This window comes from Caulobacter sp. LARHSG274 (assembly GCF_052871235.1).
In genome coordinates, this window is record NZ_JBIXJO010000007.1 from 174,315 (window position 1) to 198,650 (window position 24,336).

Consider the following 24,336-nt stretch of genomic DNA (forward strand, 5'->3'; position numbering starts at 1 on the left):
AGCCTCGCCGCTGGGCGGGCCGCGAATCTTTCCTTTTCCTCTTGCGGGAGAAGGAAAGGTCGCCCTCAGCGCAGCACCCCCCGCTTGGCCATCCTGTGCGAATACCAGTTGAACAGCAGGGCGACGACGCCGACCAGCCAAAGATGCCAAGGCGTTCTCGGGGTCGCGTCGGCCATCGTGCTCCTCCCCGAGACTTTTGTTCTGGATGGCAGGCTAATGCCGGGCGCGGTTTGCTGCAACGCTTGTCCGCCGCACCTTCACCTTACCTGCGCCTTGGTTCCGATATGGAAGCTGGGCCGTGATGCAGCCTCCGGATGCATCCACACCCTGGCGAGACTCCCGTGCGGAAACAGGCGACGCAAGGTCGAGGGGAGCGGGGCCGGCGACGGGTCGTGGCGGCCGGGCTTTCGGCCGCCGTCCATGCCGTCCTGGCGGTGATCCTGCTGTGGCCGCACGCGGCGCCGAACGTGCGCGAGCCGCAGGCGATCGAGGTCGAGCTGGTCACGCCGCGACGTGACCGAACGCCCGCTCCGGCGGGGACGCGGCCGCGGCGGGCCCGGCCGGAGCGGCCGGTGGCGGCGGCCGTCGCGCCTTCCTCGCCGGTCACCGTCACGCCGCCGCCCGTGCTCGCCCCGAGCGCCGCCCCGCCGTCCGCGCCCGCCGAAGCCGCTGCCGCCGCCAGTCTGCAACGGGCGCTGCGCGGGGCGATAGGCTGCGGCCATGCCGACCTGCTGGGCCTGTCTCCCGCCGAGCAGCGGCGCTGCCGCGACCAGCAGGCCCAGGGCCTGGAGCCCCGCCCCGGCCAGCCCAGCTTCGGCATGGATCCCCGCAAGCGCGCCGTCTTCGCCGCCGAGGCCAAGGAACGCGAGCCGTTCCTGATCCAGACGCCGAAGAACGGTTGCAAGCCGCGCGTAGCGCAGAAGGAGGTCGGCATGGCGGCCGGCGCGACCCACGACTGGACCGCGGGCATAAGCTGCGCCAAGTCGTTCTGAGGGGGCGCCGACGGGCCGACTCCCTTCCCGTTGGCGGATGGGGGAAGGGTCGGGGATGGGGGTGGCTGCTGAGCTGGCGGCGCGAGGAACGCTTCGCGTTCACCCCCATCCGACCCCTTCGGGGCCACCTTCCCCCATCAAGGGGGAAAGAACGTTTATCCCCTCTTCTACAGGCGTGTTTCCCCAGCAAAATCAACGCGCCAAAATCGTTTATCCTCACCCTTTCCCGCCGCCCTATCCTGATCCCACCTCGTCGCAAGGAAAGGGCGCATGGCCAGCGACCGATGCGGCGGCGGGGGGCGATCGAGCGGGACTGGGCTGGAGGGGGTTACTCCAGCGTGTCCGGGGAGCCTGGCGTTGCAGGCCCCGCCCGCCGTCGGCGTCGACGAGGACAAAGCGCGTGTGTCGAAGATCCGCGCCCTCGTCGCCGGGACCCGTCGGAAACGGCGGGGTTCCGGAGTCCGGCTAGGCCTTAACAGGGCCGCCTACCGGACGCTGGCGGAAAACGAGCGCGCGGAGCGATCGGCTTCGTCGAAACGGTAACAACTTAAAACACTCCGGACGTCGTCCGGCGCTCCGCGTCCCTTTCCATTCCCTCAGCGGCGATCCGCGTGAGGCGGAAAAGCCGTGCATCCCCCTTCGCGAACACCCGTCGTTAAACCGCGAGCGCTACAGTCTCCCGCCATGAGCAACCGTCCATCCTCCGCCGGGGTCACCCCCGAACAGCTGGCCACTCTGAGCCACGAGTTCCGCACCCCGCTGAACGGGGTGCTGGGCATGGCCCGCCTGCTGGAGGGTACGCGGCTGACCGCCGAGCAGCGCGCCTATGTCGCGGCCCTGCGCGAGAGCGGCGACCACCTGCTGGCCCTGGTCAATGACGTGCTCGACTTCGCGCGGCTGGGGGCCACGGCCATCGACCTGCACGCCGCCCCGGTCGAGGTCGAGAACCTGCTGCGCCAGGTCGCCGAGCTGCTGAGCCCGCGGGCCCATGAAAAGGACATCGAGATCGCCTGGGCCGCCGCGCCCGGCCTGCCGACCCTGCTGGCCGACGAGGGCCGGCTGCGGCAGGTGCTGCTGAACTACGCCGGCAACGCCATCAAGTTCACCGAGACCGGCGGGGTGCTGCTGAGCGCCGATCTGACGCCGGATGGCCGGCTGCGGTTTTCGGTGCGCGACACCGGGCCGGGCGTCGCGCCGCAGGACCGCGCCCAGATCTTCGAGGCCTTCGTCCAGACCGATCCCTCGCACCAGGCCCAACTGGGCGGAGCGGGGCTTGGCCTGGCCATCGTCGCCCGCCTGGCCGCGGCCATGTCCGGCGCGGCCGGGGTCGGCGGCGAGCTCGGCCAGGGCGCCGACTTCTGGTTCGAGGCGCCGTTCGAGACGCTCGCCCCTCCGTCCGCCGCCGACGCGCCCCTAGCCGGCCGCTGGGTGGCGATCGCCTCGCCCAACGCCATGATCCGCGAGGCGGCGGTCCGCCAGATCCGCGCCAGCGGCGGCCAGGCCCTGTCCGGCCCCGATGTCGCCTCGGCCCTGAAGGGCGCGCCGCCCGAGGCGGTGCTGCTGCTCGACGCCGCCCTCTCGACCGCCAAGGGCGCGGCGCCGCGCGCGACGCTGAAGCCGCCGGCCGGCCGGGCCTGCGTGGTGCTGCTGACCCCCGACCAGCGCGACCGGATTCCCAAGCTGAAGGCCGCCGGCTTCAGCGGCTACCTGATCAAGCCGCTGCGCCGCGCCTCGTTGATCGTCCAGGTGCTGGAGGCCCGCGCCGCCGGCAAGACCCGCGCGGTCGAGGCCCCCGCCGCCTCCGGCCCCGAGGACGACCGCATCGCCCCGGCCGTCGCGCCCGGCGTGCGGGTGCTGCTGGCCGAGGACAATCCGATCAACGCCCTGCTGGCCCGCGCCCTGCTGGAGCGCGAGGGCTGCAAGGTCGACCGCATCGCCAGCGGCGACGAGGCCGTCTCGGCCCTGTCGCGCGGTTTCTACGACCTGATCCTGATGGACCTGCGGATGCCGGGGCTCAATGGGATCGAGGCGACCCGGGCCCTGCGCGAGCGCGGCGTGACCACCCCGATCGTCGCCCTGACCGCCGACGCCTTCGACGAGGACCGCCGCGCCTGCCTGAAGGCCGGCATGAACGACTTCCTGGCCAAGCCCCTGACCCCGTCGGCCCTGCGTGGCGTGCTGTCGCGCTGGGCCCAGGGCCCGGGCGCCGCCGGCTGGACGAAACCCCCGACGCGGGCCAAGGTCGCCTCCTGATCTCTTTGGGGAGCGCGCGCGGCGCGATCGAGCGGCATGGCGCAGGCCAAAGTTAAGAAGCGCGGCATGATGGACGTGCTGCGGGCCCTGCGGCGGCCCAAGGTGGCCGTGATGCTGGCCTTGGGCTTCGCCTCGGGCCTGCCCTTCCTGCTCACCGGCAACACCTTCGGCTACTGGCTGCGCGAAGAGGGCACGTCGCTGAAGGCGATCGGCTTCCTGTCGTGGGTCAGCCTGGCCTACGGCCTGAAATTCCTGTGGGCCCCGCTCATCGACCGCCTGGACGCCCCGATCGTCGGCCGATGGCTCGGTCGTCGCCGGGGTTGGATGGCCTTGTCGCAGGTCGCCGTCGCCGGCGCCCTGATCGGCATGGCGCTGACCGGCCCGCACGCCGGCCTGACGACGGTCGGCCTGTTCGCCGTCGTCGTCGCCTTCGCCTCGGCGACCCAGGACATCGTCATCGACGCCTGGCGGATCGAAGTGGCCGACGACGCCGACGAACTGGGGCTCCTGACCTCGGCCGTTCAGATCGGCTACCGCGTGGCTCTGCTGGCGGCGGACGCCCTGATCCTGGTCCTGGCCGCCTGGGTGGGATGGCAGACCTCCTACGTCCTGTTCGGACTGGTGATGGGCATCGGCCTGGCGGGGACCCTGTTCGCGCCCGAGCCGGTCAGGGCCGACGCGGTCATGGCCGCCAACGCCGCCGCCAAGCCGCTCTGGACGCCGCGGGGCCTGTGGGACGCGATCGTCGGGCCGTTCATCGAGTTCTTCACCGCCCATGGCGCGTTCGCGCTGCTGATCCTGGTGACGATCACGCTCTACCACCTGTCGGACTATGTGCGCGGCCCGATCTCGAACCCGTTCTACCACGACCTGGGCCTGGCCAAGGCCACGGTCGGCGGCGTGCGGCTGGTGGCGCTGGTCGGCACCTTTACGGGCATAGCATTGGGCGGGCTCTCCGCCCTGCGGTTCGGCTATTTCAAGACGCTGATCATCGGCGCGGTCCTGCAGCCGATCGGCATCGCGCTGTTCGCCGGCTTCGCCCTCTGGGGCGTGACCTTGCCGAGCTTCACGGCGGTGATGATCCTCGACAACTTCGCGATCGGCTATTCGGGCGTGGCGCTGGTGACCTACATGTCCAGCCTGACGAGCCTGGGCTACACGGCCACTCAATACGCGGTGATGACCTCGGCCCTGGCCTGGACCGGCAAGTTCCTGAAGGGCTTTTCCGGCGTGGCGGTCGAGGCGCTGCAGACGGGACGCGACCTGATGCACGCCTATGCGCTGTTCTATCTCGGCGCGGCGGCCATCGGCGTTCCGGCCGTCATCCTCTGCCTGTTCCTGATCCGGCCCCGCGCCAAGCCCGAAGCGGCCGCGACCTAGACCTTCAGGCACACCACCTGGGCCACCCGCAGGTCGCGGCGCAGGCCGTCGGCGACGCGGCCGTAGTTCTCGGTGGTGATCGCCTCGCCCGGGGCGAAGCCGCCGCCCCGCCGACGGCCCTGGGCCAGCAGGTCGCGAACCGTCTCGGGGGCGGTGGTGTAGATCCGCCCCCGCCGCGGCGACTCGGCCACCGTCACCCCCAGCACCCGTCCGGCGCTGTCCAGGGCCGGCGCCCCCGACAGGCCCGACAGCGAGCCCTTCAGATTGTCGGTGCGGCCGACCTCGGCCCAGACCAGAACCGGCTCGGTGCGGGCCCCGCGGCCACGGATGACCAGGTTCTCGCGGCCCAGCAGGCGCGAGGTCACCTCGCCCGGATGGCCCTGGGGGAAGCCCGGATGATAGGCGCGCTCGCCCCGGCGCGGCGGCTCGTTGGCCGCCAGCCGCAGCGGCACGGCCGGGGCCCCGCCCTCGGTGGTCAGGATGGCGGCGTCGCCGGTCGGGTCGAGGCGGATCCGCGCCGCCACGCCGCGGCCGTCGGCGACGACGATCGCCGCCTGCCGGCAGCCGTCGACCACGTGGCGGGCGGTCAGCCAGGCGCCGCTGTCGTCGACCGAAAAGGCCGTGCCGCTGCCCGGCTGGCCCTTCTCGGGCACCTGGACGACGATGGAGGGATCGAACGGCGAGGCCGGGCCCAGCGGCAGGCCCTCGCCGCCGGGCACGGGCGGCGGCGGCGGCGGGGCGTCGGAACGCTCCTGCCGGCCGACGGCCACGACCAGCAGCGCGCTGACCACGGCGCCATAGATCAGCCAGTCCGGAAGCCTTGGAAAATGCACCTGACGCCCCGTCCCGCCGTCGTCAGCCGGCCACGGCCGCGGCCAGGATCAGGGCGGTGGCCAGCTTGGCGCCGACCAGCAGGGCGGCGGCGGCGACCTCGCCCTCGTCGATCCGCTCGGGCAGGCCCTTGAGCAGCATGTCGGTGACCCGGAACACCAGCAGCTGGACCGCGATGGTCGAGACGCCCCACAGCACGATCTCCAGCGGCGAGACCGAGGCCCGCAGCGAGGTGGCCAGCGGAATGGCCAGGCCGACCATCACCCCGCCCAGCGACAGGGCCGCGGCGGCGTTGCCCTCGCGGATCAGCTTGATCTCCTTGTGCGGGGTCAGCAGCGCATAGAGGGTCGTGCCCAGCACCAGCATCACCAGGGTGATCGCCGCATGCATCAGGGTCAGCGGCAGGCCGCTGGCGAAGGCCTGGATCTCGGGCGACTGGAGCTGTGGCGGCATGGAAGCGGTAAACCCCGAACTGGAGGACGGCATTGCTAGCACGGGATGCAGGGCCGTGCGTAGGGGGCTCCACTTGGCGAGCGTCAGGTCGAGGCTCCGTTCTCCGGAGCGCGCAGCCTTTGGCCAGGGCGAACGTCCAAACGGTTGCGGCCACATCGCGGACAGTCGGTCGGAAACGGCTTGAAATTCATCTCCGAGAGCGTTCGGAGTGCTCCAGGGCCATACGCTCCCAGGTCGAGGCCGCAGCGAGGACAGCGAAACAGCACACCGTTGGCGAGCTGCGACAACGCCGCCGGAATCAGCAGCAGCCAGGCTCCGCCCCATACCGCGCCCGCCATGCAGGCGATGGCGAGGACGAACAGGAAAAGGCGGGTCTTGCCCCAGGGACCAGGCATGGCGCCGACGTCTAGGCCGCCGCCTCGTCCTCGTCGTCGTCCAGCACGCCGGCCATGGCCGCCATCGACAGCTTGCGCAGGGCGCTGGCGCGGACCTTCTCGCTCTCGCTCTTCAGCTGGCCGCAGGCGGCGAGAATGTCGCGGCCGCGGGGGGTGCGGATCGGCGAGGAATAGCCGGCCTTGTTGAGGATCGCCCCGAAGGCCTCGATCGTCGCCCAGTCGGAGCACTGGTAGTCCGTGCCCGGCCAGGGATTGAACGGGATCAGGTTGATCTTGGCCGGAATGCCCTTGATCAGCTTGACCAGGGCGCGGGCCTCGTCGGGGCTGTCGTTGACGCCCTTGAGCATCACATATTCGAAGGTCACCCGGCGGGCGTTGCTGAGGCCCGGATAGGCGCGGATGCCGGCCATCAGCTGGTCGAGCGGGTACTTCTTGTTCAGCGGCACCAGTTCGTCGCGCAGGGCGTCGTTGGTGGCGTGCAGGCTGATGGCCAGCATCGCCTGGGTCTTTTCGCCCAGGGTCTGCAGCTGCGGCACGACGCCCGAGGTCGAGACCGTGATCCGCCGGCGCGAGATGCCGATGCCCTCGTTGTCGCTGATGATCTCGATGGCGTCGGCCACCGCGCCCAGATTGTACAGCGGCTCGCCCATGCCCATGAACACGATGTTGCTCAGCAGGCGGTCTTCCTTGTCCGACGGCCATTCGGCCAGGTCGTCCTTGGCGATCTGCACCTGGGCGACGATCTCGGCGGCCGTCAGGTTGCGCACCAGGGCCTGGGTGCCGGTGTGGCAGAAGCTGCAGTTGAGGGTGCAGCCGACCTGGCTGGAGACGCACAGGGCCCCGACCCGGCCGACGGACGGGATATAGACGGTCTCGACCTCGACGCCCGGCGCCATGCGGATCAGCCACTTGCGGGTGCCGTCCTTGGAGACCTGGCGCTCGACCACTTCGGGCCGCGACACCGTGAAGCGCTCGGCCAGGCGGGCCCGGGTCTCCTTGGCGACGTCGGTCATCTGCGCGAAGTCGGTGACGCCGCGATGGTGCATCCAGCGGAACAGCTGGGTGGCGCGCATCCGGGCCTTGCCGTGCTCGACCACGCCGCTTTCGGTCAGGGCGGCGACCAGCTGCGGCCGGGTCAGGCCTGACAGTTCGATCAGCGGCTTGGCGGCGGAGGCCGGGACGGCGGCGCGGGACAGGTCGAGGGTGACGCTCAAGGGGCGGGCCAGGAAAGAGGACTGTGGGGATTGGGGGCTTATAGCAGATGGCCGCGGCTTTTCCAAAACCGGCTCGGTGTCGCACGCTTCAGAACCGGTCGCAGAACGCCGGTTTGATTTACCATCGTCGTTTGCCGCCTGTTCACTGTCCCCGGTCATGATGTCGCTTCTAAAGGGGACGGGCCTTGCTCATGACCATCTGGAACCGGCTGGCGACGCGCCTGCGCGCCGACGAGCGCGGCGCGATCGCCGTGTGGTTCGCGCTGTCGCTGGTGCCGATCATGGTCCTGGCCTTCGGCCTGGTCGATATCAGCCGCATCACGGTCCAGAAGCGCCAGCTGCAGGACGCCCTGGACGCCGCCACGCTGATAGCGGCGCGCTCGACGTCGATCACCAGCGACCAGCTCCAGACCGTCGGGGCGGCGGCCATGACCGCCGAATTGGCCGATCTGGGCCTGAACCTCGCGCCCGGCAGTCCCAGCTTCTCGCTCGACGGCAACGTCATTACCGGCTCGGCGTCGGCGGTCGTGCCGCTGACGATCTCAAACCTGTGGACTTCCGGAAGCGGTTCCACGATCGCCGCGCACACCGAGGTGGTCCGGGCCTCCAAGAACCTGGAAGTGGCGCTGGTGCTGGACACCACCGGATCGATGGCCGGCTCGCGCATCGCCGACCTCAAGACCGGCGCCGCCGAACTGGTCGACCTGGTGGTCCGCGACGTGCAGACGCCCTACTATTCCAAGGTGGCGATCGTGCCCTATTCGGCCGGCGTGAACCTGGACACCTATGCGGACCAGGCCCGAGGCCCGGTGCGGTCCGCGACGATCTCGGGCGCCGCCTGGGAGAAGCAGGCGGCGGTCAACATCTCAGGCGTCACCAAGGCCAATCCCGCCGTGGTCACCACCTCCTCCGCCCATGGACTGGCGGCGGGTGACACCGTCTATATCAAGGGCGTTGTCGGCATGACGACGCTGAACAACAAGGTGTTCACGGTGGGGACCGTGAGTTCGACCACCAAGTTCACATTGTCCAACATCGATAGCAGCTCTTATTCGAAGTGGACTTCGGGCGGCACGGTCACTCGCTGCCGCACCACCACCTGTTCGGTGGTGGTCACCACCAAAACGACCAACGACTTCACCACCGGCGACCTCATCTCCTTCAGCGGGGTGGGCGGCATGACCCAGCTAAACGGCAAGACGACCACCGGCATCTCGGTGATCGATACGACCAGCTTCGACACCAAGCTGGTGGGCACGAGCTACACCGCCTACACCTCCGGCGGCACGGCCACCTGCACGACCAGCACCACGCCGGGCTGCCAGAATCTGGCGTTCACCACCTCCTCCGGCGGGTCCCAGACCTGGGGGCTGACCAAGTGCGGCACCGAGCGGACGGGCGCCTACGCCTATACGGACGACGCGCCCAGCACCGCCTATGTCGGCCGGAACTATTCGACGAACGGCGGCTGCCCCACCTCCGCTGCGGCAATTGCCCCGTTGTCGAGCGACAAGACGGCTCTAAAAGCCAAGATCACCAGCTTGGCGGCGTCGGGATCCACCTCTGGTCAGATCGGCCTGGCCTGGGGTTGGTACATGGTGTCGCCGAACTTCAACGAACTCTGGCCCTCGACCAGCCAGAACGCGGCGGGCTACGGCGGCAAGGAGTTGCTGAAGGTCGTCATCCTGATGACCGACGGCGCGTTCAACACCGCCTATTGCAAGGGCGTGGTGTCCAAGGATTTCAACAACGGCTCCACGAGCATCAACTGCAACGCCACCAATGGCGACCCCTTCACCCAGGCCGCGACCCTGTGCGAGAACATCAGGGCCAAGGGGATTATTCTCTACACCGTCGGCTTCGACGTCGGCGACGACGCCAAGGCCACGGCGATGCTGAGGGCCTGCGCCACCGACCCGGACCATGCCCGCTTCCCCGCCACCGGCGAGGACCTGAAAAGCGCCTTCCGGTCCCTCGGCCAGGAAATCTCGTCCCTGCGCATCGCCAAATAGCGAAGCCCCCCGGCGCCAGGCGCCGGGGGGCTTTGAGACTCTCAGCCCTCCGCCCTCAGGCCAGCTTGATCTCGCGCAGGCGCTGCTGGAGGAAGGCGTCGGCGGTGATCGGTTCGGGATAGCGGTCCGGGTTTTCGGCCGTGATGCAGCTGGGCAGGGTCTTGATCAGGTAGTCCGACGCGAAGTGCAGGAAGAACGGCGTCGAATAGCGCGGCACGCCGCGGCGTTCCGGCGGCGGATTGACCACCCGGTGGATGGTCGAGGGCAGGACGTGATTGGTCAGCCGCTCAAGCATGTCGCCGATGTTGCAGACCACGCAGCCGGGCGGCGGGTTGATCGGCAGCCAGTCGCCGTTGCGGTCCAGGAGTTCCAGCCCGCCTTCTTCTGCTCCCAGGAGCAGGGTGATGGTGTTGATGTCGCCATGGGCCCCGGCCCGCACGCCGGTGGCGTCCTTGGGGATCGGCGGATAGTGCAGCAGGCGCAGCACGCTGTTGCCGTCCTTGACGGTCGGGTCGAAGAAGTCGCGGCCCAGGTCCAGATAGGTGGCGATGGCCTTCAGCACTCGCACCCCGAGGCTGTCGAGCGCCCCGTACAGCCAGCCGACATTGTGGTGGAAGCTGGGGATCTCGGCCGGCCAGACATTGTCGGCCATGGTGGCGCGGAACGGGTGGCCGGGCGGCAGGTCGCGGCCGACATGCCAGAATTCCTTCAGGTCGTAGTGGTCGGCGCCCTTGGCGGTCTCGATGCCAAACGGGATGTAGCCGCGCGAGCCGCCCGACGCGCCGGCATATTGCCGCTTGGTCTCCTCGGGCAGGGCGAAGAAGGCCTTGGCGTCGGCGATGGCCGCGTCGATGCGAGCCTGCGGCAGGTCGTGATCGGAGATCACCGCGAAGCCGTAGCGCTGGAACGACGCGCCCAGCGCCTGGGCGAACCGGTCGAAGTCCTTGGCGTAGAGGGTGAACGAAACGGGTTCGATGGCGGATGCGGACACGGGCGGAAGCCTTGGAAATTAGTAAGACCGGCCTTACTACACCGTCACGCGTAAAGCGCGAAGGCCCGTTCATCCGCCGGTCAGGCGCGATGGTGGAACTTGGCCATTGGACAAGCGTTCTGCCTGGCTGGCGACCATGCGTCGTCCGTGCGGGCCAGGACCCTCAAGATTCCTTGCAAGCCCTCGAACAGGGAAGAACCGACGATGATGAAGAAGACAGCGCTCTGGGTCGCCGTGGCGAGCGCCGCCGCCCTGGCCGCCTGCACCACCACCGATCCCTATACCGGCATGCCGGTCCGCAACAACACCGGCACGGGGGCCCTCAGCGGCGCGGGGATCGGGGCGGTCCTGGGCTATCTGACCAACACCAACAAGGGCGAGCAGGGCCGCAAGAACGCCCTGATCGGGGCCGGCATCGGGGCCCTGGCCGGCGGCGCGGTCGGCAACTACATGGACCGCCAGCAGGCCGACTTCCGCCGCAGCCTGGAAGGCTCGGGGGTGATGATCCGTCGCAACGGCGACCAGCTGGTGCTGGTCATGCCCAGCGACGTCACCTTCGATGTCGACAAGTCCGACATCCAGCCGAAATTCCTGCGCGTGCTCGACGACGTCGGCCGCACCCTCAACGCCTATCCCCAGACCACGATCGACATCGTCGGCCACGCTGACAGCAGCGGTCCCGACGCCTATAACCAGACCCTGTCCGAGCGCCGGGCCAGTGCGGTGGCCAGCTACCTGATCAACACCGACCGGGTGCTGAGCGACCGGATCTTCGTCGCCGGCCAGGGCGAGCGCCAGCCGATCGCCTCCAACGACACCCCCGAGGGCCGGGCCCAGAACCGCCGCGTGGAGATCATCCTGCGGCCCCTGACCTGAGGGGCCGCAAAGCCGAACCCGCCTCCCCATCGCGAGCCGGCCTGGACGGGCGAAGCTCTATCCGGTCGCCATCTCGAAGATCGCCTCGCGCACGAGGTCGGGGCGTTCCATCGGCAGGAAATGGCTGGCCCCGGCCACCGTCTCGACGCGGATCAACGGGTTGCGCCGCATCAGCCGCGTCCCGTCGCCGATATGGGCGGTCGAGCCCTGCTCTGCCTTGAGGATCCGGGCCGGCCGGCGCAGGCGGGCGAAGGCCCGCCAGGGATCGTGGGCCTGGGCGCCGAAGTTGGAGGCCTCCCAGGCGGGGGCGCAGGCCAGCTCGACCTTGCCGTCCGGACGATCCCTGAACCCGCCGCCGACATAGTCGGCCAGCATCGCCTCGGGCCAGGTCCTGAACGCCCCGCGGCCGCGATAGGCCAGGAAGGCGGCCTCGCGGCTGTCGAACACCGCCCGCCGCCGCAGAGCCCCCTGGACGATCGGCAGGCGCTTCCACAGAGCGCCCGAGGTCCACGGCAGGCGGGCGTAGAAGCCCAGAATCCGCGGCATGATCACCGGATCGACCATGACCAGGCCGCGCACGGCGTCGGGGGCGGCGACGCTCGTCAGCAGACTGACGGTCGCACCCATAGAATGGCCGGCCAGCAGCACCGGCCCCTGGTCGAGAGCGGCCAGCAGGGCCAGCAGGTCGTCGCGCAGATCCAGCCAGTCGCGGCGACCGTCCGGGTCGGCCGCCAGGCGGCTGGAGCCGTGGCCGCGCTGGTCGACCGCCAGCACCCGCAGCCCGGCCGACAGCGGGGCCAGCAGGGCGCGATAGGTCTGGGCGTTGAAGCCGTTGGCGTGGACGAAGACGACGTCGACCGGACGATCGGTGGGCCCAAATTCCAGGGCCGCCATTTCGCCGGCCCCGGCCCGGCTGGCGATGGGAATGAACAGCCGTCGAGGATCGCGGAAAACGGCGGCGTCCATCGGCGAAAGCTCCTCTGCGGCCGTCCTGACCCAAGTTAGGCGCGCGCGGCCCCGCCGTCCATGCGACCGCCGCAAATCGGCGAAGACCGTGGCTGGCGGTTTAGCCCCCAAATCCTTCCGGCAGCTCGGCGCTGGTCAGGTCGCAGCCGTCGAGCGCAGCCCGGACCAGATCGGCGTCGATCAGGCGCACGCGGCGGGCGCTGGCCCCGGTCAGGTTGGCGCCGCGCAGCACGGCGCGGCTGAGGTCGGCGCGCAGCACGCGGCCTGGCGCGATGGTCAACGGCCCTAGCTGGGCTCCGCTCAGGTCGGCCCGGGCCAGCTGGGCGCCGACCAGGCGGACGCCGCGCAGGTCGGCCCCGCGCAGATTGACACCGCGCAGGTCGGCCTCGGCGAGATTGGCCCCCTGCAGCTGGACGCCTTCCAGGTCCATGCCGAACAGGATCGCCCCCGGGGCCCACAGGCCGCTCAGCCGCCGCCCCTTCAGCCGCTTCAGCGGCCGGAAATCGACCGAGGCGATCTTGGCCGCCGCGCCGTCGCGGCCCTGCGAGGCGACATAGAGTTCGTGGGCCTCGAGGATCTCGTGCAGCGGCGCGTCGTCGACATAGATCAGCGGCGGCGGGGCGCGCAGCACCTCGGTCAGGTCCGCGCCCTCGAAACTGGCCCCGACCAGGTCGGCGCCGACCAGCACCGCCCGGCGCAGGGCCGCGCCGCTGAGGTCGGCGTTGTAGAGGTCGGCCTTGGTCAGATCGGCGCCGTTCATCGTCGCCCGGTTCAGCCGCGCGCCCTGCAGGCTGACGCCGGTCAGGTCGGCGTCGGTCAGGTCGGCGGCCCGGGCGAAGCCGCCGCCCAGCTGGGCGCCGGTCAGCTTGGCCCCGCGGGCCAGGGCGTAGTCGAGCTCGCCGTGGCGGGTGCGGTGTTCGAAGATTCTGAAGCCTTCGGCCGGGTTATGGGTGGCGATCACCCCCTCGCGCAGGTCGCAGGCCGACAGGTCCGCGCCGCTCAGATTGGCGCCGCGCAGGCAGGCGCCGCGCAGGTCGCAGCGAGAGAGCTTGGCCTGGCGCAGATCGGCGTCGCGCAGATCGGCGCCATAGAGGGTGGCGCGGGTCAGGACGGCGCGCGCCAGCAGGGCCCCGGCCAGCCGCGCGCCGGTCAGGTCGGCCTCCGAAAGGTCGACGCCCTCCAGATTGACGTTGTCGAGATCGACATAGGACAGATTGGCTCGGGTCCCCGCCGGCAGGCCCTTCAGATAGCGGCCATGCGCCTCGACCGCGGCCCGCAGGGCGCGCGGCGACAGGGTGCGGATCAGGCTGGGCTGCGGTGACGACGCGAGGGCGGGCATGGAACGGGCTCTTTTCGCTGAAGCTCGCAGCTCAGCTTTAAGGAAACGTTCCGTTTACCCAGAAGATCACAGCCAGCCGCGGCGCTTGAACCACAGCAGCGGCACGCCGGCCGCCACGATCATCAGGAACAGGGCGAACGGATAGCCGTGCAGCCACGCCAGTTCGGGCATGTGCACGAAGTTCATGCCATAGATCCCCGCCACCAGCGTCGGCGGCAGGAACATCACCGAGAACACCGAGAAGATCTTGAAGATGGCGTTCTGCTCGATGTTGATCAGGCCCAGGGCCGCGTCGAGCAGGAAGGTGATGTTGCCCGACAGGTAGCCGGAGTGGTCGGTGATCGACTGGACGTCGCGCTGCAGCGACTTGAGGTGGTCGCGCAGTTCCTTGTCGGCAGTGAACTGCTCGGCCAGCACCGCGAAGCTGAGCAGGCGGGCCAGGCTGACCAGGCTGTCGCGGGCCTTGGAATTGACGATCTGGGCCCGGCCCAGGCGGTTGAGGATGGCCTCGAAGGCCGCGCCCCGCGGCCGGCCGAAGATGATCCGCGACTGAGCCTCGACCTCGCTGGAGGTGCGCTCGAGGATGTCGGCCGTGCGGTCGATCACCGCGTCGAGCAGGCCCAGGAAGGTCTGGGCGCCGCTGGGGCACAGGCTGGGCTGGCGCTCGGCCTGGGCGGCGAACACGGCGAAGGCCTTGGGCTCGACATAGCGGATGGTCACCAGCCGCGCGCCCGTCAGCACGAAGGTGACCGGGGCGGCGGTCGGCAGGTCGCTGTCGGCGTTGACCAGCACGGTGGCGGTCATGAAGGTGCCGCCGTCCTCCTGGTAGAGGCGCGAGGAAGCCTCGATCTCGGCCATCTCCTCGCGGGTGGGCAGCAGCAGGCCGATGGACTTCTCGACCGCCACCTCCTCGGCGCGGGTGGGATTGACCAGTTCGATCCAGACGGCGTCGTCGGCCAGCCGCCAGTCGGCGGTCAGGCCGCCCGGCTCGAAGCCCGGCGCGCCGTGGCGCAGCACCCTCAGCATGGGAAGACCGTCTGGTTCACGCGCCGGGCATGACCCAGAGCGGGGCCGTCGTCAACGCGCGGCTTGAGTCTTGTCGGCGTCGGGGGCCTGGGAGGCCTGGATCAGAGCCGCGATGCGGTCGGTCGAATCGGCGGCCTGGTTGATCATGTCCAGCGGCGAACTGGCGCGGACCGAGGCGGCGACCTGGTTGGCGGCGGACTTGGCCAGCGAGACGGCGGCGTTCTGGGCCAGGGCCAGCTTGCTGGTCGCCGCGGCGATCGTGGTGGCCTGGGCGTTCTGGTAGATGAAGCCGTGGGTCGGATAGACGGTCGAGCCGAGGTCGCGGATCGGATCATACCAGACCTTGACCTCGCTCCAGTCGCCCTGGGGCGAGACATCGACGACGGTGACGTCCTTCTCGACCTGGCCGCGGTCGCCGTCGATGATCGACCAGTTGGCGTGGGTCACCTGGATTACCCGGTCGGTCAACACCTGGCTGACGAAGGCGACGTGGCCGAGATTCATGCGGGCAGTGGGCTTGAAGCAAAGAACCGCCCCGGCCCGCGGTACGAACCCGGTTTCGTACTTGCCGATCGCCTGGCTCCACCAGGTGCGGGCGTCGCCGAAGATCTGGATGCCCGACATCAGACGCGCGAACGGGACGCACTGCCAGTACCCGTCAGCCATGGCGCCGGACATCGGCGCAAGGCTGATCATGGCGGCGGCGGCCAGGGAACCCCAAAGGGTTCTCGTCCGTTTCGTCATGCTGTGGGTACTCCCCCGCGACACTGGGCTAAGGGATAACCCTGACAGACAGAGATGAAAAGTCTGTTTATTGGGCGCCAGCTGTGGCAGGGCGTCGCTCGCGCCAGCCCTTCGCCCAAGCTTTCATCCGCTCGCGGGCCGGCTTTTCCACGATATGGTAGGACGCCGCCGACAGCGGAACCAGGGCCAGCACCACCGCGATCCAAGCATAGAACGGCAACTGGTCGCCCTCGATATTCAGAAGCTTGAGCATGGCATTGACCGCCAGGATCTTCCACGGAATGCAGATCATGTAGGTCGAGTAGCTGATCTCGCCCAGATACACGAGCGGGGCCTGAGTCCCGAAGCGGGACCCCGCCGCGGCCAGGCCCGCCAGCATGACGATCAGCGCCCCCAGGGTCATGACGATGATCTGGTCGGGCGCCTTGAAATGTACGGCCAGCAGCACCGCGGCGCCCGCCAGGCAGGCGCCCAGGCCGCTGAAGCGGCCCGAAACCGCCCCCGAGCGCCACAGGGCGTGCAGGGCGCAGCCATAGGCGAAGCACGGCACGATGCGCAGCGCCCCCCAGCGGATGGTCGCCTCGGTCAGCGGAAAGCCGGCCAGGGCCTGGAAGGCGGGATAGAGGGCGGCGACCAGGGCCAGGGCCAGGCCGACGGCCAGCCAGGGCAGGTTCCGCAGCCGCCAGGCGGCGTAGGCGAAGGCCGGAAAGCTCAAATAGGCGAACCACTCCGCCGAAATCGACCAGGACGGATGGTTCCAGCCCGAGACCGGCGCGAAGCCCCAGGCCTGGACCAGCAGCAGATTGGCCGGCAGGGCCTGCCAGGCCAGCATGTTGGGATCGACCGAGATGCCGGCGACGCCGGCCGCGAAGGCCATCAGCCCCACGCCGGCCAGGGTGACCAGATGCAGCGGATAGACCCGCGCCAGCCGGTTCCACAGGAAGTCGCCATAGCGGAACTTCCCCTGGCCGAAGCCCTGCAGATAGACGTGGCAGAGGATGAAGCCCGACAGGGTGAAGAAGGCCTCGACCCCCAGATAGCCCTTGGCGATCATCGCCGGCGGGGCGGAGGTCGAGAGGTTGGGCCAATAATGATACAGCACCACCCAGAAGGCGGCGAAGAACCGCAGGGCGGTCAGCGGCTTGATATTGGCGGCGTCGGGCATGTCCAGCGTTCCAGATCGAAAGCGCTCAGGCTTCTCGTTGCGCGTTCTGCAAGGACGGCGCCGACAAACAGCCACGAGGCCAGGGCTAACAATTTCCCGCCGACAACCTTAGATCGGGACCATGAACGAACTCCTTCACCTCGCCGCGGACCCTGCCGCCTGGGCCGCCCTGGTCACCCTGATCGTCATGGAGGTCGTGCTCGGCATCGACAACCTGGTGTTCATTTCCATCCTGTCGAACAGGCTGCCGCCCGATCACCGGCAGCGGGTGCGGCGGATCGGCATCTCGCTGGCCCTGATCATGCGGCTGGCCCTGCTGTCGACGATCGCCTTCATCGTCGGCCTGGTGCATCCGGTGTTCGACCTCGGGATCGTCGGCCCGCTGGGCGCCCACGGCGAGCCGGCCTTCGAGACCGCCTTCTCCTGGCGCGACCTGATCCTGATCGCCGGCGGCGCCTTCCTGATCTGGAAGGCCACCAAGGAGATCCACCACAGCGTCGATCCCGACGCCGACGAATCCGCGCCGGACGTCAAGACCGCGGCGATCTCCAGCGTCGGCGGGGCGATCGTGCAGATCATCCTGCTCGACATCGTGTTCTCGATCGACTCGATCCTGACCGCCGTGGGCATGACCGAGCACCTGCCGATCATGATCATCGCGGTGATCGTCGCGGTGACCCTGATGCTGCTGGCCGCCGACCCGCTGGGCAATTTCATCAACAACAATCCGACCGTGGTGATGCTGGCCCTGGGCTTCCTGCTGATGATCGGCACGGTGCTGATCGCCGAGGGCTTCGGCGCCCATGTGCCCAAGGGCTACATCTACACCGCCATGGCCTTCGCGGCCGGGGTCGAGGGGCTGAACATGCTGTCGCGCCGCAAGGGGACGAAGAAAGAATAGTCCCGGACCTCGATTCCCGGCTTGTCGCGGGGACCCAGGCCGCATAGGCCACGTTCTTGCTTTGCAACCCGCCTGGGTCGCCCGCACGCCGCGGGCGATGACGCCCGTGGACGTACACCCCATGACCACCCAGACCTTCACCGACACCGAGCGCCGGCTCACGCTCGCCGCCCTGATGATCGTCTTCCTGCTCAGCGCCCTGGACCAGACGGTGGTCTCCACGGCCATGCCGCGGATCATCGCCGAGCTGAACGGCCTGACGCTCTATGCCTGGGTGACCACCGCCTACCTGCTGTCCTCGACGGTGATGGTGCCGATCTGGGGCAAGCTGGGCGACATCTACGGCCGCAAGCCGGTGCTGCTGTCGGGCATCGCCGTCTTCCTGACCGGCTCGTGGCTGTCGGGCCTGTCGGGCGAGTTCGGCCCCTTGCTGGGCATGAGCGGCATGGTGCAGCTGATCGTCTTCCGGGCCCTGCAGGGCGTCGGCGGCGGGGCGCTGTTCACCACCGCCTTTGCGATCATCGCCGACCTCTATCCGCCGCGCGAGCGGGGCCGGTTCGCCGGCATCTTCGGCTCGGTGTTCGGCCTGGCCAGCGTGCTGGGACCGCCGATCGGCGGCTATTTCACCGACCACGGCACGGTGCAGATCGGCGCCCATGTCGTGGCCGGCTGGCGCTGGGTGTTCTACGTCAACCTGCCGCTGTCGCTGCTGTCGCTGTTCATGATCCTGGTGAAGATGCCGCCGCTGCAACACCGGCGCTCGGGGACGGTGGACTATGTCGGCGCCCTGCTGCTGGTCGCAGCCTTCGTGCCGCTGCTGCTGGTCCTCAGCCTGGGCGGCCACAACTTCGCCTGGAGCTCGCCCCAGAGCCTGGGCCTGTTCGCCTTCGCCGCCGCGGCGCTGGTCGTGTTCCTGCTGGTCGAGCAGCGGGTCAGCAATCCGATCCTGCCGCTGCGGCTGTTCAGGAACCGCGTCTTCACGATCGCCAACCTGGCCAGCTTCCTGGTCTCCATGGCCTTCCTCGGCGAGATCACCTTTCTGCCGCTCTATTTGCAGCTGGGCCTGGGCGTGCCGGCCACGACCAGCGGCCTGGCCATGCTCCCGCTGATGGCCGGTCTGATCGTCACCTCGACCCTTGCCGGCCAGATGGTCAGCCGGATCGGCCGCTACAAGCCGTTCATGATCGCCGGCGGGGTGCTGCTGCTGGTCGGCATCTGGCTGCTCAGCCGGGTGACCGTCCACACCACCCTGCCCGACCTCTGCTGGCGGATGGCGATCGTCGGCCTGGGCCTGGGCCCCGGCCAGAGCCTGTTCAACGTCGCCAGCCAGAACGCCGTCGAGGTGCGCGACATCGGCGTGGCCACCAGCACCGGCCAGTTCTTCCGCCAGATCGGCGCGACCATGGGGGTGGCGATGTTCGGAGCCCTGCTGACCCATCGCCTAGCCCACGAAGGCCAGGGCCTGGACCTGGGCGCCTTGCAGGGCCTGGCCCTGAGGGCCACCGCCACCGGCGCGGCTCGCCATGCCGACCCGGGCTTGGCCTTGGCCCTGACCCACGCGATCACCGGGGTTTTCACCGCCGGCCTGGTGGTGGTCGCCGCGGCGCTGGCGATGATCCTGATGATCCCCGAACTGCCGCTGCGGGGCCGGCAACCGGTGCAGCCGGTGCTGGAGAAGGAGCCGGCCTGACCGCTCAGAGGAAGCTGTACGGATCGACGTCGAACACCACCCGCACCGAATTGGGAACCTTGGCCCTCGCCCGCCAGGCGGCCAGGAAGCCCTGCAGGTCCACCGAGCGGTCGGCGCGGACCAGGAACCGCTTGCGCCGGCGGCCGCGGACCAAGGCCAACGGCGCGTCGGCCGGGCCGAACACCTCCACCCCCTCGGCGTTGGGCGTGGCGGCTGCCAGGGCGTTGCAATAGGCCTCCAGCGCCACGGGGTCGGGTCCCGAGGCGATCACCGCCGCCAGTCGTCCGAACGGCGGCAGGCCGGCCTCCTGGCGCATGGCCATCTCGGCCTCGACGAAGGCGTCGCGGTCCTGGGCCTTCAGGGCCTGCAGCACGCCATGTTCGGGCGCATAGGTCTGCAACAGGGCCCGGCCCGGCTTCTCATGCCGTCCGGCCCGCCCGGCCGCCTGGGCCAGCAGCTGGAAGGTCCGCTCCCCGGCCCGCAGGTCGCCGCCGCGCAAGGACAGGTCGGCGTCAACGACGCCCACCAGGGTCAGGTTGGGGAAGTTGTGGCCCTTGGCGGCGGCCTGGGTGGCGACCAGGATGTCGATCTCGCCGGCCGCCATGCTGTCGACCAGGGCCCGCGCCCCGGCCGCGTCCATCACCGTGTCGGACGAGAACACCGCCACCCGGGCGTCGGGGAACAGGTGGCGGGCCTCCTCCTCGACCCGCTCGACCCCAGGACCGATCGACACCAGGCTGTCCTTGGCCCCGCAATGCGGACAGGCCTCGGGCTTCTTCATCGAAAAGCCGGTCAGGTGGCAGACCAGGCGGCCGGTATAGCGGTGCTCGACCAGCCAGCTGTCGGTGTCGGGCGACTTCATCTTCTCGCCGCAGGCCCGGCACAGCACCAGCGGCGCATAGCCCCGGCGGTTCAGGAACAACAGAGCCTGCTCGCCGCGCGCCAAGGCGACCGACACCGCCTTGACCAGCGGCGGCGACAGCCAGCGGCCCGGCTCCGGCGGGGTCTCGCGCATGTCGATCAGGTCGATGTCGGGCAGCTGGGCCGCGCCGTGGCGGGCGCTCAGCCGCAGCCAGCGATAGCGGCCGGCCTGGGCGTTCCACAGGCTCTCCAGCGACGGGGTGGCCGAGGCCAGCACCACCAGCGCGCCCTCGATCTTGGCGCGGGCCACGGCCAGGTCGCGGGCCTGGTAGATGAAGCCCTCCTCCTGCTTGAACGAGCCGTCGTGCTCTTCGTCGACCACCACCAGGCGCAGGGCCTTGAAGGGCAGGAACAGGGCCGAGCGGGCACCGACCACGATCCGCGCCGCGCCGGTGGCCACGCCTTCCCAGGCCCGGCGGCGCCGGGGCGGCGACACGCCGGAGTGCCACTCGACCGGGGCGACGCCGAACCGCTGCTCGAAGCGGGCGATCACCGCCTGGGTCAGGGCGATCTCGGGCAGCAAGATCAGCACCTGGCCGGCCGGATCGGCGGCCAAGGCGGCGGCCACGGCCTCCAGATAGACCTCGGTCTTGCCCGAGCCGGTTACGCCGTCGAGCAGGGCCGCCTGGAAGCCGACAGCGGCCAGCATCTCGCCCAGCACGTCGGCCGAGGCCCGCTGGCTGGGATTGAGGGTCTGGGGCGGCAGCGACAGGTCGGGCTGGGGAAAGCTGTCGTCGGGCGCGATCCAGGTCACCGCCAGGGCGCCCTCGTCGACCAGGCCCTTGACCACCCCGGCCGAGACCCCGGCCGCGGCGGCCAGGGCGCCGGACGCCAGCGGCCCGGCCCGGGCGGCGGCCAGCACCTTCAGCCGGGCCGGCGTCATCCGCGCCGGCTCGGTTCCGGTCAGAACCAGGGCCTTGTCGGGCTTGGCCGGCGGATGGCGCAGGCCGCGCAGGGCCATGGCCAGCGGCCAGCCGGGAAGGTCGACCGAATAGCGCGCCGCCCAGTCGACGAAGGCCAGCACGCCCGGCGGCAGCGGCGGGTCGTCCAGCCGCTCCAGCACCGGCTTCAGCGGCCGGTTGCCGCCCGCCCCGTCGCGCAGGGCGGTGACCACGCCCCGAATCACCCGCGGCCCCAGCGGCACGGCGACATGGTCGCCGACGATGAGGTCCAGGCCCTCCGGCTCGGCGTAGTCGAAGGCCTCTGGCAGCGGCATGGGCAGCAGGACGGAGGCGATGCGGGGCATGGGACCGGACATGGAGAGGAATCGGGTTCTGCCCCGGAAACGTCCCCAGGTCGAGAGGACGCGTCGTCGCCGCATCAAGCCGCTGTTAACCGACTTAGGGCTTCATCCAAGCACGGCCTTCAGGCAGACCAGTGGAGTAGAGCGACCATGACCGACGCGACCCAGGCGGTGCTTCCCTATCCGGTCGACGCCGACGCCGTTCGCGACTTCCTGCGGGCCGAGCCGGACTTCCTGCACCAGGACCCCGACCTGCTCAGCGACCTGGGCCTGCGTCCCGACGCCGGCAATGTCATCGACTTCGGGCCCGCCGCCCTGGCCCGGGTCAGCGCCGCCCATCAGCGCGAGGCGATCGTCCGCCGCGAGATCGAGGCCACGGCCCGCGCCAACTTCTCGGCCCAGGCCCAGACCCATGCGGCGGTGATCGACCTGCTCGACGCCCGCAACCATTCCGACCTGGCCCGGCGGGTCGACGAGATGGCCGCCCTGCGCTTCGGCCTCGCGGCCGGGGTGGTGGTGCTGGAAGGCCCGGCCCGGGTGCCGGCCGGGTGGCACGCCCTGATCGAAGGCCAGATCGACATGATCATGGGCGACCACGGCGTCGCCCGCATGGGCTTCCACGCCCCGGCCCTGGGCCTGTTCGGCGACCGGCTCGACTCCATCCGCAGCATGGCCCTGGTCCGCCTGGCCCTGTGGGAGCCGTCGCGCCAAGGCCTGCTGGCTTTCGGTTCGGCCGATTCGGCCGGCTTCACCGCCGACATGGGGACCGAGCTGGTGTCGTTCCTGGCCCGCGTCGTCGAGCGCACGGCCGAGCGTTGGCCAGTTCTGTAATGCTTCTCCTCCCCCGTGACACGGGGGAGGCGGCGCGACGCTATCAGCGTCGTGACGGAGGGGGCGCGCCGGCCTCCACCGCCCCGCCCTTCGACGCCCCCTCCGTCACGATGCATATTCGTATCGCGCCACCTCCCCCGCTGCGCTGCGCTTCAGGGGGGAGGAGATGACTGCGCCCGCAACCGCCCGCCAGGCCCTCGCCGCCTGGCTGGAGCACCTGACCCACGAACGCCGCGCCTCGCCGCGCACGGTGCGGGCCTATGGCGACAACGTCCTGGCTTATCTGAACTTCCTGGAGCGCCATCGCGGCGAGAGCCTGTCGGTCGCCGATCTGGGCGATGTCGCCGCCGCCGAACTGCGGGCCTATCTCGCCTTTCGCCGGGAGGGCGAGCACGCCCTGTCGCCGCGCTCCCTGGCCCAGAGCCTGTCGTCGATCCGCAGCTTCCACCGCTATCTCGACCGCCGCCTGGATACGTCCAACGCCGCCATCGGCCTGGTGCGGGGGCCTCGGCTCAAGGTCGGGACGCCGCGGCCGGTGTCCGAGGACCAGGCCCACGGGTTGATCGCCGAGATCGGCCTGGACCCCGACCGCGAAGACTGGGAGGCCGCCCGCGACGCGGCGGTGCTGACCCTGCTGTGGGGCTGCGGCCTGCGGATTTCCGAGGGCCTGTCCCTGACCCGTCGCGACGCGCCGCTGGGCGACAGCCTGCGCATCACCGGCAAGGGCGGCAAGACCCGCATCGTGCCGGTGCTGGACGCGGTGGGCGAGGCGGTGGACGCCTATGTCGCGGCCCTGCCCTTCGTGCTGGCCCCGGACGAGGCGCTGTTCCGCGCCAAGCGCGGCGGTCCCTTGTCGCCCCGCCATGTGCAGGCGACCATGCAGGCCCTGCGTGGCCGACTAGGCCTGTCGGACCGGGCCACGCCGCACGCCCTGCGCCACTCGTTCGCCACCCACCTGCTCGGCGCGGGCGCCGACCTCAGATCGATCCAGGACCTGCTGGGCCACGCCTCGCTGTCGACCACCCAGCGTTACACCCAGGTCGACGCCGCCGGCCTGCTGGCCGCCTATGGCAAAGCCCATCCGCGAGCTTGAGGCGACCGTATTCTCAAGAGAAGGCGATCTGGTCTTAGAGAGTTGTAAAGAGAACTCTTCGCCTAATGGGTCATCCGCCGATGCCCTGTAGTTGCAGCGCGCCGCCCTAGGGTGAAATCTCATGCGGCATGGCGACGCGATCGCCCGCCAAGGCCTTGGCCTTAACCACGTCTTTACTGGACAGACCGGTTAGTGGTCAGGAGAGCGCGACGTGCGGGGGCGACCATGAAATTCGACGACTTGAAAATCTCCACCAAGGTTTTGACGCCAGCGATCGTCCTGACCACGGTCGCGCTCGCCTGCGTCGGCGTCGGCGTCTGGCAGTCCAAGAAGATCGAGGCAGCGACCCGGGTCCTGGTCGAGCAGCGCGCGCCGACGGAACTGGCGACCTCCCGGTTCAATCGCCAGGTGGCCACCATCGGCTACGGCGCCTATCGGACGGTCGCCAACGACGGAAACTCGCAGGAGGCGCAGATTGGTTCGCGCGACCTCGACGCCGCCTTCGCCAAGGGCAACGCTTACCTCGACCAGGCGATCGCCGCCGACCCGTCTTCGGCCAAGACGCTGACCGGCTTCCGCGCTCGGCTGAAACGGATCCACAGCGACGCCCGTCAGGGCGCCGATCTTGGCCTGCAGAACGCCAATGAAGCCGCGGTGATGATGATGGGCGTGATCGATCCCGAGATCGACAGCCTGACCAAGGACACGGTCGCCTGGGTCGAAGGCCACAACCGGGAAACCCAGGCCATGGTGGCCAAGGCGCGCCAAGACGCCGCGAACGGCGCGATCATCACCATCCTTTTCGGCGTGATCGCCTCGGCGGCCGCCCTGATCTTCGCCCTGTGGATCGGGCGCTCGAAGATCTCCGCCCCGCTGACCCGGCTGTCGCGCAGCATGGAAACCCTGGCCCAGGGTTCGGTGGAGGTCGAGGTGACCGGCGTCGCGCGCAAGGACGAGGTCGGCGCCATGGCCCGCTCGGTCCAGGTGTTCAAGGACAACGCCGTGGCCCTGCGCACCGCC

At 69.9% G+C, this 24,336-nt stretch carries 20 protein-coding genes; 10 read left to right on the top strand and 10 right to left on the bottom strand.

Annotation, left to right across the window (positions count from 1 at the left end):
- Nucleotides 1-392 precede the first annotated feature (392 nt).
- The 3 genes from ACIPQB_RS14470 to ACIPQB_RS14480 all read left to right on the top strand — a co-directional run bounded on the left by ACIPQB_RS14470 (nucleotide 393) and on the right by ACIPQB_RS14480 (nucleotide 4,625).
- Entirely contained in the window at nucleotides 393-992 is a 600-nt protein-coding gene (locus tag ACIPQB_RS14470) for a hypothetical protein (protein ID WP_446485936.1), read from the top strand.
- A 684-nt stretch (nucleotides 993-1,676) separates the two neighbouring features.
- Complete coding sequence (locus ACIPQB_RS14475) at nucleotides 1,677-3,245, top strand: response regulator (RefSeq protein ID WP_446485937.1); 1,569 nt, start codon at nucleotides 1,677-1,679, stop codon at nucleotides 3,243-3,245.
- 36 nt (nucleotides 3,246-3,281) lie between these two features.
- Entirely contained in the window at nucleotides 3,282-4,625 is a 1,344-nt protein-coding gene (locus ACIPQB_RS14480; RefSeq protein ID WP_446485938.1) for an AmpG family muropeptide MFS transporter, read from the top strand.
- Here the strand turns inward: ACIPQB_RS14480 and ACIPQB_RS14485 are convergent.
- The 3 genes from ACIPQB_RS14485 to rlmN form a co-directional block, all read right to left on the bottom strand.
- Complete coding sequence (locus ACIPQB_RS14485; RefSeq protein ID WP_446485939.1) at nucleotides 4,622-5,458, bottom strand: S1 family peptidase; 837 nt, start codon at nucleotides 5,456-5,458, stop codon at nucleotides 4,622-4,624. The genes ACIPQB_RS14480 and ACIPQB_RS14485 overlap by 4 nt on opposite strands.
- A gap of 22 nt (nucleotides 5,459-5,480) precedes the next feature.
- Nucleotides 5,481-5,909, bottom strand: a complete 429-nt coding sequence (locus ACIPQB_RS14490) for a DUF350 domain-containing protein (protein ID WP_446485940.1) — start codon at nucleotides 5,907-5,909, stop codon at nucleotides 5,481-5,483.
- A 406-nt stretch (nucleotides 5,910-6,315) separates the two neighbouring features.
- Nucleotides 6,316-7,518, bottom strand: coding sequence for a 23S rRNA (adenine(2503)-C(2))-methyltransferase RlmN (rlmN, locus tag ACIPQB_RS14495; protein WP_446485941.1), 1,203 nt, complete (start codon nucleotides 7,516-7,518; stop codon nucleotides 6,316-6,318).
- 191 nt (nucleotides 7,519-7,709) lie between these two features.
- Between rlmN and ACIPQB_RS14500 the strand changes: the two genes are divergently transcribed.
- On the top strand, nucleotides 7,710-9,530 hold the full coding sequence (locus tag ACIPQB_RS14500) for a ubiquitin-activating E1 FCCH domain-containing protein (protein ID WP_446485964.1): 1,821 nt from the start codon (nucleotides 7,710-7,712) through the stop codon (nucleotides 9,528-9,530).
- 55 nt (nucleotides 9,531-9,585) lie between these two features.
- On the opposite strand, the gene ACIPQB_RS14505 is transcribed toward ACIPQB_RS14500, so the two are convergent.
- Nucleotides 9,586-10,521, bottom strand: coding sequence for an isopenicillin N synthase family dioxygenase (locus ACIPQB_RS14505; protein WP_446485942.1), 936 nt, complete (start codon nucleotides 10,519-10,521; stop codon nucleotides 9,586-9,588).
- 204 nt (nucleotides 10,522-10,725) lie between these two features.
- Between ACIPQB_RS14505 and ACIPQB_RS14510 the strand changes: the two genes are divergently transcribed.
- Nucleotides 10,726-11,397 (top strand): OmpA family protein, encoded by a 672-nt coding sequence (locus tag ACIPQB_RS14510; RefSeq protein ID WP_446485943.1) that lies wholly within the window; start codon nucleotides 10,726-10,728, stop codon nucleotides 11,395-11,397.
- A 57-nt stretch (nucleotides 11,398-11,454) separates the two neighbouring features.
- On the opposite strand, the gene ACIPQB_RS14515 is transcribed toward ACIPQB_RS14510, so the two are convergent.
- From ACIPQB_RS14515 to ACIPQB_RS14535, 5 genes are all read right to left on the bottom strand, one after another.
- On the bottom strand, nucleotides 11,455-12,363 hold the full coding sequence (locus tag ACIPQB_RS14515; RefSeq protein WP_446485944.1) for an alpha/beta fold hydrolase: 909 nt from the start codon (nucleotides 12,361-12,363) through the stop codon (nucleotides 11,455-11,457).
- Between the two features lie 100 nt (nucleotides 12,364-12,463).
- A complete protein-coding gene (locus ACIPQB_RS14520) occupies nucleotides 12,464-13,702 on the bottom strand; it encodes a pentapeptide repeat-containing protein (protein ID WP_446485945.1) in 1,239 nt (412 codons plus the stop codon).
- Nucleotides 13,703-13,768: 66 nt separating this feature from the next.
- A complete protein-coding gene (locus ACIPQB_RS14525) occupies nucleotides 13,769-14,728 on the bottom strand; it encodes a magnesium transporter CorA family protein (protein WP_446485946.1) in 960 nt (319 codons plus the stop codon).
- 51 nt (nucleotides 14,729-14,779) lie between these two features.
- Entirely contained in the window at nucleotides 14,780-15,472 is a 693-nt protein-coding gene (locus tag ACIPQB_RS14530; RefSeq protein WP_446485947.1) for a CHAP domain-containing protein, read from the bottom strand.
- 67 nt (nucleotides 15,473-15,539) lie between these two features.
- On the bottom strand, nucleotides 15,540-16,637 hold the full coding sequence (locus ACIPQB_RS14535; RefSeq protein ID WP_446485948.1) for an acyltransferase family protein: 1,098 nt from the start codon (nucleotides 16,635-16,637) through the stop codon (nucleotides 15,540-15,542).
- A gap of 121 nt (nucleotides 16,638-16,758) precedes the next feature.
- Between ACIPQB_RS14535 and ACIPQB_RS14540 the strand changes: the two genes are divergently transcribed.
- Nucleotides 16,759-17,538 carry a TerC family protein gene (locus ACIPQB_RS14540; RefSeq protein ID WP_446485949.1) on the top strand — a complete coding sequence of 260 codons (780 nt, stop codon included), beginning with the start codon at nucleotides 16,759-16,761 and terminating at the stop codon, nucleotides 17,536-17,538.
- A 121-nt stretch (nucleotides 17,539-17,659) separates the two neighbouring features.
- Complete coding sequence (locus ACIPQB_RS14545; protein ID WP_446485950.1) at nucleotides 17,660-19,228, top strand: MDR family MFS transporter; 1,569 nt, start codon at nucleotides 17,660-17,662, stop codon at nucleotides 19,226-19,228.
- A 4-nt stretch (nucleotides 19,229-19,232) separates the two neighbouring features.
- On the opposite strand, the gene ACIPQB_RS14550 is transcribed toward ACIPQB_RS14545, so the two are convergent.
- A complete protein-coding gene (locus ACIPQB_RS14550) occupies nucleotides 19,233-21,395 on the bottom strand; it encodes a primosomal protein N' (protein ID WP_446485965.1) in 2,163 nt (720 codons plus the stop codon).
- 147 nt (nucleotides 21,396-21,542) lie between these two features.
- On the opposite strand from ACIPQB_RS14550, the gene ACIPQB_RS14555 reads away from it, so the two are divergent.
- From ACIPQB_RS14555 to ACIPQB_RS14565, 3 genes are all read left to right on the top strand, one after another.
- A complete protein-coding gene (locus ACIPQB_RS14555) occupies nucleotides 21,543-22,223 on the top strand; it encodes a DUF484 family protein (protein WP_446485951.1) in 681 nt (226 codons plus the stop codon).
- Nucleotides 22,224-22,389: 166 nt separating this feature from the next.
- Nucleotides 22,390-23,316 (top strand): tyrosine recombinase XerC, encoded by a 927-nt coding sequence (locus ACIPQB_RS14560; RefSeq protein ID WP_446485952.1) that lies wholly within the window; start codon nucleotides 22,390-22,392, stop codon nucleotides 23,314-23,316.
- A gap of 225 nt (nucleotides 23,317-23,541) precedes the next feature.
- Nucleotides 23,542-24,336: HAMP domain-containing protein (locus ACIPQB_RS14565; RefSeq protein WP_446485953.1), on the top strand; the 795-nt coding region annotated here is incomplete at its 3' end.